We start from the raw sequence: 10,713 nt of genomic DNA on the forward strand, positions 1-10,713 counted from the left end.
AGTAGTGAACCAATTCAAGCTGATGCTCTGAGTTTACTCCAAAGTACTAACCAAATTCTGCACCTAGAATTTCAAACCCTGCCCCAATCCGAGCCACCATTACCATTTCGGATGTTGGACTACTGGGTCAGACTACAACGAAAGTACCGATGTCCCATTGAACAGGTAGTGATTTTTCTAAAGTCTACGACCTCACAGATGGTATTTACTAACGAGTTTAGGGATACTAACACCTGGCATCGTTATAGAGTAATTCGCCTGTGGGAACAAGACCCATTACCACTGTTGGCCAATCGGGCTTTGTTACCCTTGGCCACTTTAGCTAGGAGTAATAGCCCTAATCGATTGTTAGAGCAAGTCGTTGCCGAAGTAGATAAAATTGAAGAAAAACCATTACGGGGAAACCTAGCGGCCTGTGTAGATGTACTGGCTGGTTTGCGGTTTGACAAAAATTTAGTCTGTCGATTGTTGAGGGAGGAAGTTATGGAAGAATCTGTTACCTATCAAGATATTATCCAAAAGGGACGCCAGCGCGGCAAGCAGGAGGGAGTCCTATTAGTTGTGATGCGTCAGCTAACCCTGAAGTTAGGTTTAATTGACCCTGTGCTCCAACAGCAGATTGAGGGATTATCCATTACTCGATTGGAGGAATTGAGTGAAGCGTTGTTGGATTTTAAGACAGCAACGGATTTAGCCGTTTGGTTGGAGCACGGCTGAGATTGAACTGTTAGTGTTCACCAGGATTTTTGGTGGGGACATGATTTTTAAAAGACCTGATTAGATCAGGTCTTTTTTAGATATTATCTCAATCAAAATTGCTCCGTTATCATAACTTGAATCAATAAACAAGATCCAGGTGCAATAAATTTTATGGTTCAGATTTAATACAGTGTCTGAGATAGTATTAACTTTGAACAATTTGCCTTGGCCTACGATAACATCTGTAAATACCTAGCAGAAGCATACCCATCGGAGTTTTTTCACTGGCTATTGGGTGAGGCACCTGATGATATTCAGGTACTTAAAAGCGATGCAGCGCGGTCTTGGGGGTTTCCCCCATGAGCGACTGCATCAAGACACTGAATTGAGTAGTGAACCAATTCAAGCTGATGCTCTGAGTTTACTCCAAAGTACTAACCAAATTCTGCACCTAGAATTTCAAACCCTGCCCCAATCCGAGCCACCATTACCATTTCGGATGTTGGACTACTGGGTCAGACTACAACGAAAGTACCGATGTCCCATTGAACAGGTAGTGATTTTTCTAAAGTCTACGACCTCACAGATGGTATTTACTAACGAGTTTAGGGATACTAACACCTGGCATCGTTATAGAGTAATTCGCCTGTGGGAACAAGACCCATTACCACTGTTGGCCAATCGGGCTTTGTTACCCTTGGCCACTTTAGCTAGGAGTAATAGCCCTAATCGATTGTTAGAGCAAGTCGTTGCCGAAGTAGATAAAATTGAAGAAAAACCATTACGGGGAAACCTAGCGGCCTGTGTAGATGTACTGGCTGGTTTGCGGTTTGACAAAAATTTAGTCTGTCGATTGTTGAGGGAGGAAGTTATGGAAGAATCTGTTACCTATCAAGATATTATCCAAAAGGGAGTCCAGAAGGGACTCCAGCAGGGACTCCAGCAGGGACTTCAGCGCGGCAAGCAGGAGGGAGTCCTATTAGTTGTAATGCGTTTGCTAACCCTGAGGTTAGGTTTACTTGAGCCTGGGCTCCAACAGCAGATTGAGGGATTATCGATTACTCGATTGGAGGAATTGAGTGAAGCGTTGTTGAATTTTGAAACAGTAAGGGATTTAGCGGTTTGGTTGGAGCACTAGGGAATAGGGAATAGGAAAAAATTCGGCGTTGCTGAATCTTTGAATGAATAGGAGTAGAGTGGGCATCCTGCCCGCTCGAAAATAAGCATGAAACTGGCAAGATGCCAGTTCCACAATAAGCATGAAACTGGCAAGATGCCAGTTCCACCCAAGATGCCCATTCCACCAACATGTCCATTCCAGAAAACTCTTAAAATCATTCCATTATTAAGCAACGCCCTAAAAAAAGCGATGCAGCGCGGTCTTGGGGAGCCAGTGCGGTCTTGGGGGTTCCCCCCATGAGCAACTGCCGTGGTTTCCCCCATGAGCGACTGCATCAAGAAAGCGATCGCATTTCCTAATCCGATCGCTTTCTGCAATTCTTCAGTTGTATCAATAGTTTGGTGCAGTCAAGGATTAGGATGCCAGGGCGACTTCCACGGTCTGCTGCAATTCACCATTTTGATACATTTCAATCATCACATCGGAGCCACCGATAAACTCTCCGTTAATGTACACTTGAGGAATCGTTGGCCAGTTGGAATATTCTTTGATTCCCTGACGGATGTCGAAATCTTCTAGTACGTCTACAGTTTCGTAGGGAACTCCTAAGTGATTCAGAATTTGGACAACGTTATTGGAAAATCCACACTGGGGCATTAGTTTGCTGCCCTTCATGAATACCAAAATTTTGTGGTCTTGTGTTAATTTATCTATTCTATCTTTCAGTTCTGGTGTCATCGTTGTCTTAAACTCCTGGAATATTTAGATAGTTATTTTGATAGTCGGTATTATATTAGTCTAGCGGGCGCGAAATCCTAGACTCTTCCAATTATGACTTAGACCAGTTTACTCCTTGCCAGCCCAAGCTTCGGGGGTATAGGTTTTTAGAGCTAGGGCGTGAATGGCCTCTGTTGCCAACTCTTGGCTTAGGGCACCATAAACCAGCTGATGTTGTTTTACCAGGGATTTACCTTCAAACTCCGAGGAGACAACAATGGCTTGGAGATGGTTACCACCCCCTAAATCTTCTACCTTTACCTGAGCATCCGGTATCGATGCTTTAATCTTTTCTTCAACTTGCTGTGTACTAATCGGATCCATTTTTTTTGTTCTAGTTTCTAGTCGAATTTCTAAAATATACTAAAATTAAACGTAAGCATATGCGCGTAGCGCTTAAGCTGATAGCTTACAATTTAACTGCCTTTATTAGAACCAGCGGATGAGGTGGGCTGGCTATTGCCATTTCTAGGAAAGGGAGAATCGACGAATCCTAGCTCAAACAGCTGTTGGTAGGATTTTTTTCCCAATTCCCTGGTTGGATTTTGAGACCGAATAATTTGAATTAACAAGGGGACAGCTAATTCTGGCTGGTCATTGGCTCGATGGACTAGGGCTAGCCGATAGGTAGCTTCATCTCGCTTTTCAGCAGTTTCCAGGGCTTTTTGCCGTTGAGACTCGTAGACTCGGTTGTCAATGCCAGAAAAACTGGAAGCCAGCTGTTGGTAAAAGTTAGACAACTGGTTGAATATCTGACGTGCTTCTTGGAGTTTTTTGGCAGCTACGCTATAGTTCCCTGAATCAATAGCGTTAGTCGCCTCTTGCATCATCCGCTCTCCCCCCGGCATACTCAATAGGCTGTCTTCTTGAGTCAACGGTCCGGTATTGTTGGGGTCAGTGATGTCTGATTCTACTTGGATATCAGCACCTTGTGCCTGGGCTGGTGGCAGTACTACCAAAGCTGCCATCACGGGAAGAGCAACGAAACAGGCGAGCCTGACCGAATTAAGAGTGCCAGAATAAACCATACTATAGCTTTGGGAATTGGTTACCTAAAATGATAGAGTAAATCCAAACTATTGGTATAGTACCATTACCAAACTGGATCAAGGGCTTCTTGGAAAGGTAAAGCAGGTACCAGAGTTGTTGGATTTAAGGTTCAGACTGAAACTAGTCCTAAAATGTTCCGTAGGGTATGTCAGTGTGCTGATAGCTGATAGCTGTTCGCGCAGCGTGTGCGTAGCGCATAGGCTGACTACTTACAGGTTAACTAGTTACGTTTTCAATTAACGATAAATACAGATAAGACTTGATAAGTACGTGTTTTGCTGGCGTTAATGCCTGATTTCTATCGCTTCATCCATCTTTGGTGTCTTGATTAATTTTGACAGCATTAAAACGTCTCGTTATACTACTTTTGTAGTACAAGTGAAAGCAAAGCTTTTCCTTTAGCCTTGGTAAGCCGATGAATTTGCCCGAGTAATACTCAACGAACGTTGGGTCAGTGCTCCGTGAGCCATTACCCAGCTAACCTTCAACCAGCTAACCTTCAACCAGCTAACCTTCAACCAGCTAACCTTCAACCAGCTAACCTTCAACCAGCTAACCTTCAACCACCTAACCTTCAACCACCTAACCTTCAACCACCTAACCTTGGCCTATGGGCCACGCTTCGCGAACAACATTGAGCAACCCATGTGTTGTCTTAGCTATGTATCTTACAACATCTGAAATCGATACGGAACGAGTAGCACTGACGGCTTACGATTTGTGGAAATCTTATGGCAATCGCACTGTCGTTAGTGGAGTTAGTTTTACCCTAAATCCTGGGGAAGTTTTGGGTTTACTTGGACCGAATGGTGCGGGTAAAACCACTACGGTGGGAATGCTCTACGGCGCAGTTGTTCCTAGTCGTGGCTTTGTGCAGTTGGGTCAATATCAGGTACATTCTCAAGGGCGACAGGTTCGTTTTTCGATGGGGATTGTTACTCAAGAGGATAATCTTGACCCGGACTTCACCGTATTTGAAAATTTGGTTATCTTTGCCCACCACTACCGGATTACCGGTAAGTCAGCTCGGAAACGGGCAGGGGAGTTACTGGAGCTGGTGGGGCTACAGGATTATGCTCAGCGGCGGATTGATGAGCTATCTGGTGGCTTGAAGCGGCGTTTGGTATTGGCACGGGCCTTGATTAATCATCCCCAAGTCGTGTTTTTAGATGAACCTACCACAGGACTTGACCCAGATGCACGGCAGGATTTTTGGAAGCTGGTGATTCAGCTGAAAAATCAGGGTTGTGGGGTGTTGTTGACTACTCACTATATGGATGAAGCACAACGATTATGCGATCGCTTAATCTTACTTCAGCAGGGTAAAGTAATTGACGAAGGTACCCCCGATCAGCTAATTGAGCGCACTGTTGGTAAAGAGCTAGTGGAGATTGAGGGTATCTCCGAAGATATCCTGCAACAATTAGCGACTCAGTACGGAACTTGGTATCGCACCTTTGGCAGTAACTACCTGATAGCATTACCTATCGACAATCCCCAAGCTCTCTGGAAAGAGCTCAATACAATTCCATCTGTTAGTCTAAGCCGCCGCTCCACCAACTTGGAAGATGTATTTTTACGACTGACCGGAACATCATTGGATTGATTAAGTTAGACAGGTTTACTATCAAAATAATGAAAGGAATTTCTGTAACATTTTGGGGCATCTACTCGGTCTGGTATCGTCATGCCAAAGTGTATCAAAAAACTTGGCTAGTCAATAGTTTACTTCCAATTTCTGAACCTGTAATCTATCTGATTGCTTTTGGCTATGGTTTAACTCCCCTAGTGGGAGATGTTTATTACCATGGTCAAAACACATCTTATTTGAACTTTATAGCTCCTGGAATGATAGGAATTGGGGTACTGTTTCAGTCTTTTTCTGAAGGAGCATATGGGAGTTATTTGCGCTTGAGTTTTCAAAAAACTTGGCATGCACTGCTGACAGCACCCTTGAGTTTCATGGAAGTATTTATTGGAGATTGGCTATGGGCAACTACAAAGGGAGCTCTAGCTGGTACCATCACAGGTTTAGTAGCGGTGATCTGGGGACTTTACTCTGGCTGGCAATTGCTGGTATCTTTGCCTGTAATTATTTTGGGCAGTATGCTGTTTGGTGCTATTGGGCTATTTACAGCTGGAACGGTGCGTACTATTGATCAGATTAATGTGCCGATTTTCTTGTTTATGATACCAATGTTTACTCTCTGTGGTACTTATTTTCCTAGGGATACATTACCCACTGGACTGGGTTATGTCGCTGCTGTTTTACCCCTATCATCGATGGTTGATTTGTTACGTTGGCCCTTAGGGTTACCAGAGTTCTGGTTTTTAGAATTAATCTGGTTGTTGGTATGGACTGTTGTGTTTTATATCCTAGCTTGGCGTCAGATTTATCCTATTCTATTCCGTTGATTAGTCAAGGGAGTAGGGAGTCGGGAGTCGGGAGTCGGGAGTTGGGAAAGAGAGGGAAGTGTGGGAGATGGGGAGATGGGGAGATGGGGAGATGGGGAGATGGGGAGATGGAGAGATGGGGAGATGCTTACAAGGGTAGGTTTTTTAAAAAGGGGCGAGTAGGTACTTTTATTACGTATAAATTAATAAAAATATGTATCAAAATACACTATAATTTCCGGGATAATTCTTCCCATTTCCCGCTTTTCCCGACTCCCTACTCCCGATTCCCGATTCCCGATTCCCGACTCCCGATTCCCGACTCCCGATTCCCTACTCCCTGTTCCCTGTATATAGATATAGCTCGTTAGTTAGATTTTTTAATTTCTTCACATTATATTCACAAGATGGTGATTTAATAAGTTATACCAGTTGAGTCAATATAATACAAGACATGAAGCTCAAGGTAAACCCGCCCAACAATCACCCTTTACGGTTTAAAATGGTTGTTTTTTTGATTTATAGTGGCTTAGTCTACTTAGGGATTGCTTCGTTATATTGGTTTGTGGTATTTCCCATAAATTTTATTGAGGGGTTTCTTGAAAAATCCCAACTCAATAAACTATTTTTTTTTGTAAATCAAGTAGAGCAAAAAGACCAAATTTTGTTTTTTATAGCTGTTGTAATAATGGCTATTGGACTAGTAATTTTGATTAAACTTTACTACTTAAACAAAGGTTTATATAACCTCTCAAAAACTGGTATAACTGTCAAGACTACTATCGGTACAGAAGACAAGCAAATAATTCAATGCTTGAATAATGCCCTGGAGTGGCTGAGTTCTGATCAGATTGCCCTACGGCTAGGTGGAATTTATGCCCTAGAACGAATTGCTAAGGTTTCTGCCCAAGACCACTGGAAAATTATGGAAATTTTATCGACATTTGTGCGATATCAGTCCCCTGGGAAGATTCATGTAGAGCAGCAAAAGCAAATAAATGACTCATCCAGTCCTCTTCCAATTACAGAAGACCAAAAACTCCCTATTGATATTCAAGGTGCCCTAACGGTTATTGCAAGGCGCGACAGCTCAAAAGAACTCGAAGATCAGAAAATTGATTTACGTAACGCCACACTGATTGGGGCAAACTTAACAGAAGCAAACCTGCAAGAAGCATACCTTAGTGGCTCCAAACTACAAGGAGCTTGTCTTAATCAGGCTAATCTAAAAGGAGCATATGTGATCGGAGCCAATCTAGAAGGGGCAGACTGTAATCAAGCTAACCTCCAAGGAGCATACTTGATAAAAGCTAACTTGACAGACGCTTGCTTATTTGATGCTAACCTAGAAGGGGCATTTCTCAGGAGAGCTAAGCTAGAAAAGGTAATCCTCTGGAACGCTAATTTACAGGGGGCATCTTTGATTCAAGCTAACTTGCAAGAGGCAAATTTAGAGGGAGCTAATCTCCAGGGTACAGATTTAAGAGAGGCTAACCTCCAAGGAGCTAAAAATCTGACCCAAAAGCAGATTGAATTGGCACAGATAGATAGCGAAACTATTTTACCAGACTACCTGATTAGGAATTAATATTAGTATAATAAATTGGCTGTATTTTTAGGAAACAGAAGACATAAATTATATCGGGTGCATCTTATATTTATTTGTAAAAAGATCATCCCTCAAGAATTCCATTTAGATAATTTTTGATGCCATATTCCCTACTCCCTACTCCCTACTCCCTACTCCCTACTCCCTACCAGGAATCGATGATAGCGGTCGGGTAGGGTACGCGATCGCATAAACTGATGGAATCATCGATCAAATTCCACAGAAGAGAGGCTGATCCGTGGCTACGGACTACATTTTGTTTATACATGGTGTCAATACTCGCCAAGATCGAGAAACACCCGAATACGCTGACAAGCTTTTCGATCTGATTCAATCTAATGTTGAGTCATCCGTTCAACTCAAAAAGATCCCTCTGTACTGGGGTAATGTGGTGATTGAGCAGGAGAAGGAACTCCTAGGAGCATTGAAGGCATCGAAGGTGTGGAATGAGTTCTGGTTCAGAGACTTCCGTCAAAAGCAAATCTTACAATTCGTTGGAGACGGGGCTCTCTACCTCAGCAGACATGTTAGCTCTCTGGCTATTGAGCAGATGAGTAAACAAGCCTATCAGGGATTGGAGGGATACCAAGATCAGGACCGTTTGCACCTAGTCACTCACAGTTGGGGAACGATTATCCTATTTGATGTATTGTTTGCTAGTCGATGGGATGACCCAACTATACCTGGTCATGAGAGTATTCAGGGGATTCGCAAAAGCATTTTGGGCATCGAATCTGAGCTTGACAGTGCCATTCCTCTGGCTAGTGTTCATACCATGGGTTCACCTATTGCCCTATTTACTCTGATCCATATTGTTGGCAAAACCAGAGATGGCAGTACCCATGATATTAGTTCAAAACTAAAGGAATTACTGGCAATTCTGACTCAACAAGGAGTGGCGTTACCCTGGCAAAACTTTGTACATCCGGGGGATCCCATTGCTTGGCCCCTAGAAGGAGTGTTGCCAAAATTAGTAGATGAGTATGACAAAGTCATCAAACTTGAAGATGTACTGACGTACGGTTCTGGATTATTAGAAAATGTCGCTAAACCGGTACAATCGACATTTTTAGCATTAATAAATGGTGGAAGTGCTCACGACAGCTACTGGACTAGTCAGAAGGTGGCTAAAAAAATTGCAGAGACGATTCACCAGACAGCTAAGGGCTCCTATATTTTGGGCCCATCGATAATGCGCTGATGGCTAAGGCTCAAGGAAAATTACGGATTACCGGTTACCGATTATCGATTACCGATTACCGATTACCGGTAAATTTCCCGCTTTAAGGAGCTTCTTCATCCTCTTGATAGACTATCAAGTCCCCTGGTTGGCACTTGAGTGCTTTGCACAGGGAGTTGAGTATATCTTCGTCAATTCTAGGTAGACGGCGATGCCGTTTTAGCCTGGAAACGGAGTTAGGATGCTTTCCAATTATCTCAGCTAGGTCTTTATTGCTGATGTTGCGCTCAGCCATTACTACTGCCAATTTCCAGTGAATTACCACTTTAGTGTTTAACCTCTTACCATACTAAACGCTCGTTACGTTTGATTGTAACCTCTCACAGCATGAATTGTTGAAAATAATACTTCTATAATTTTTTTTTAAACTCAAAGTGTTGACAAACTGGCCAAGATAGGATATACTATAAAAGTACGCAGTTACAGTGATTGGCAATTCCCTCGCCAGCACAAAGCGATCGCACATAGGTTCTACAGGCCGGGATGTGCGATCGCTGTTCCACCACCAAGAAAACAAGGTGATATATAAATGGTAAACCCACGTTCCTGTCTTGATGCAGTCGCTCATGGGGGAAACCCCCAAGACCGCGCTGCATCGCTGCAAGAGCTAATCAAAGCTCCAATCTATGATGTCCCTCAGGGCAAAACCCCAGTCCGCCTCCTCGCCTGTGGTGTACCCAAAGGTGTTGAGAGTGTGATTAACCAATTGCACGTGCTTCGCTTTGCGGAAGTCATAGCGTGGACCCCGCCAATTCCTTCCCCTGTCGAGGGTGAGATCATCCGGATTTTGACTCGCCATGTTAATTTGAGGCGATAGGTTTAGGTATAGCGGTTTTAAATTTGGTGAGGTACAGGGTTTCTGATTTTAGGGAACAGGGAACAGGGAACAGGGAACAGGGAAGAGTAACCCACCCCTAGGGCGTGTTTTCTTGCCTCGCAGATCCCCCGTTTCCCTTAAAAAAGGGGGACTTTGAGTATGGCTCCCCCCTTTTTTAAGGGGGGCTGGGGGGGATCATAATCTTGCGGAAAACTTTGAAAACACGCCCTAACCCCTCCCAGGAGGGGAAGAGGGAATAGGTAAAAAATCTTGTGTACCTCATTAGAGGATATCTGAAAAGTTTTTTATACTGAATTTTGCCCCCCTAACCCCCCAACTTTGGGGGGAACAAGAGTCAATTTGCTTGTAAAAGTCCCCCAGAATTGGGGGACCAACGGGGGCTTGGATGTAGCAAATGAGACTTCTCAGACAACCTCATTAGGCTAAAAACCGCTATATCACTTTTTCAACTCCCCGCGCCCTGGCCTTGCGCCCGGGTCCCACACCTCCATCTCTTTCCCTGTTCCCGTCTTGATGCAGTCGCTCATGGGGGAAACCCCCAAGACCGCGCTGCATCGCTGTTCCCTGTTCCCTGTTCCCTAAAACCCAGGATTCTGTACCTCACCCAAATAATAATTTCTATATATGACCAATCAAAATCAATGGAATGCTGATGATTATGCTAATAATTCTTCAGCACAGCTCAATTGGGCAAAAGAACTAATTAAAAAGCTATCACTAATGGGTAACGAAACACTCCTGGATATTGGTTGTGGAGATGGAAAGATTACTGCTAAATTTGCCAGTATTATTAACAACGGTAGTGTTTTAGGAATTGATTCATCCCAGACGATGGTTGAGTTAGCTCGGAAGACATTTCGTAAGCATTCAGGTGATGGGGTTGACAAAAAGGGAAGGATGAGTAGTAGTGTAGAACCATGGAAATCAAACCGCCAGCTATCCCAAATAGCTTTGAAGCTCTGGAACTGCTGCCCCAATCAGTTCTG

16 protein-coding genes and 1 pseudogene are annotated in these 10,713 nt (G+C 43.6%); 9 read left to right on the top strand and 8 right to left on the bottom strand.

Going from position 1 to position 10,713, the window contains the following annotated elements; genetic code table 11:
• Together F6K46_RS34770 and F6K46_RS34775 are read left to right on the top strand one after the other, a co-directional pair.
• Window positions 1–717: DUF4351 domain-containing protein (locus F6K46_RS34770; RefSeq protein ID WP_293117860.1), on the top strand; the 717-nt coding region annotated here is incomplete at its 5' end.
• Window positions 718–924: 207 nt separating this feature from the next.
• Window positions 925–1,837: pseudogene (locus F6K46_RS34775) on the top strand (DUF4351 domain-containing protein).
• On the opposite strand, the gene F6K46_RS34780 reads toward F6K46_RS34775, so the two are convergent.
• The 4 genes from F6K46_RS34780 to F6K46_RS34795 form a co-directional block, all read right to left on the bottom strand.
• Window positions 1,834–2,196: a hypothetical protein gene (locus F6K46_RS34780; protein WP_293117863.1), complete on the bottom strand. Its 363-nt coding sequence runs from the start codon at window positions 2,194–2,196 to the stop codon at window positions 1,834–1,836. The pseudogene F6K46_RS34775 and the gene F6K46_RS34780 sit on opposite strands and share 4 nt — an antisense overlap.
• Window positions 2,197–2,233: 37 nt before the next feature.
• The gene (gene grxD / locus F6K46_RS34785; RefSeq protein ID WP_293068559.1) at window positions 2,234–2,557 is read right to left on the bottom strand and encodes a Grx4 family monothiol glutaredoxin; all 324 of its coding nucleotides are present in this window, start codon (window positions 2,555–2,557) and stop codon (window positions 2,234–2,236) included.
• A 108-nt stretch (window positions 2,558–2,665) separates the two neighbouring features.
• Window positions 2,666–2,920 carry a BolA family protein gene (locus tag F6K46_RS34790; RefSeq protein WP_293068556.1) on the bottom strand — a complete coding sequence of 85 codons (255 nt, stop codon included), beginning with the start codon at window positions 2,918–2,920 and terminating at the stop codon, window positions 2,666–2,668.
• Between the two features lie 92 nt (window positions 2,921–3,012).
• On the bottom strand, window positions 3,013–3,624 hold the full coding sequence (locus F6K46_RS34795; protein WP_293021691.1) for a hypothetical protein: 612 nt from the start codon (window positions 3,622–3,624) through the stop codon (window positions 3,013–3,015).
• 468 nt (window positions 3,625–4,092) lie between these two features.
• Between F6K46_RS34795 and F6K46_RS34800 the strand changes: the two genes are divergently transcribed.
• From F6K46_RS34800 to F6K46_RS34825, 6 genes are all read left to right on the top strand, one after another.
• Window positions 4,093–4,284: a hypothetical protein gene (locus F6K46_RS34800; protein WP_293067595.1), complete on the top strand. Its 192-nt coding sequence runs from the start codon at window positions 4,093–4,095 to the stop codon at window positions 4,282–4,284.
• 23 nt (window positions 4,285–4,307) lie between these two features.
• Window positions 4,308–5,252, top strand: coding sequence for an ABC transporter ATP-binding protein (locus tag F6K46_RS34805; RefSeq protein WP_293067598.1), 945 nt, complete (start codon window positions 4,308–4,310; stop codon window positions 5,250–5,252).
• A 29-nt stretch (window positions 5,253–5,281) separates the two neighbouring features.
• On the top strand, window positions 5,282–6,061 hold the full coding sequence (locus F6K46_RS34810) for an ABC transporter permease (RefSeq protein ID WP_293067601.1): 780 nt from the start codon (window positions 5,282–5,284) through the stop codon (window positions 6,059–6,061).
• On the top strand, window positions 6,058–6,411 hold the full coding sequence (locus tag F6K46_RS34815) for a hypothetical protein (protein WP_293117866.1): 354 nt from the start codon (window positions 6,058–6,060) through the stop codon (window positions 6,409–6,411). The genes F6K46_RS34810 and F6K46_RS34815 overlap by 4 nt, the downstream gene beginning before the upstream one ends.
• 131 nt (window positions 6,412–6,542) lie before the next feature.
• Complete coding sequence (locus F6K46_RS34820) at window positions 6,543–7,628, top strand: pentapeptide repeat-containing protein (protein WP_293067607.1); 1,086 nt, start codon at window positions 6,543–6,545, stop codon at window positions 7,626–7,628.
• A 259-nt stretch (window positions 7,629–7,887) separates the two neighbouring features.
• Window positions 7,888–8,850, top strand: coding sequence for a hypothetical protein (locus tag F6K46_RS34825; RefSeq protein ID WP_293067610.1), 963 nt, complete (start codon window positions 7,888–7,890; stop codon window positions 8,848–8,850).
• Window positions 8,851–8,932: 82 nt separating this feature from the next.
• On the opposite strand, the gene F6K46_RS34830 is transcribed toward F6K46_RS34825, so the two are convergent.
• From F6K46_RS34830 to F6K46_RS34845, 4 genes are all read right to left on the bottom strand, one after another.
• The gene (locus tag F6K46_RS34830) at window positions 8,933–9,154 is read right to left on the bottom strand and encodes a helix-turn-helix transcriptional regulator (RefSeq protein WP_293067613.1); all 222 of its coding nucleotides are present in this window, start codon (window positions 9,152–9,154) and stop codon (window positions 8,933–8,935) included.
• Between the two features lie 139 nt (window positions 9,155–9,293).
• Window positions 9,294–9,485 (bottom strand): hypothetical protein, encoded by a 192-nt coding sequence (locus tag F6K46_RS34835; RefSeq protein WP_293117869.1) that lies wholly within the window; start codon window positions 9,483–9,485, stop codon window positions 9,294–9,296.
• A gap of 11 nt (window positions 9,486–9,496) precedes the next feature.
• Window positions 9,497–9,688, bottom strand: a complete 192-nt coding sequence (locus F6K46_RS34840; protein WP_293117872.1) for a hypothetical protein — start codon at window positions 9,686–9,688, stop codon at window positions 9,497–9,499.
• Between the two features lie 471 nt (window positions 9,689–10,159).
• Window positions 10,160–10,282 carry a hypothetical protein gene (locus tag F6K46_RS34845; protein WP_293067618.1) on the bottom strand — a complete coding sequence of 41 codons (123 nt, stop codon included), beginning with the start codon at window positions 10,280–10,282 and terminating at the stop codon, window positions 10,160–10,162.
• Between the two features lie 69 nt (window positions 10,283–10,351).
• On the opposite strand from F6K46_RS34845, the gene F6K46_RS34850 reads away from it, so the two are divergent.
• A partial coding sequence (locus F6K46_RS34850; RefSeq protein WP_293067621.1) for a class I SAM-dependent methyltransferase occupies window positions 10,352–10,713 on the top strand: 362 nt, incomplete at its 3' end.

Origin of the sequence: Moorena sp. SIO3E8, from assembly GCF_010692445.1 — a bacterium.
Lineage (GTDB): Bacteria > Cyanobacteriota > Cyanobacteriia > Cyanobacteriales > Coleofasciculaceae > Moorena > Moorena bouillonii.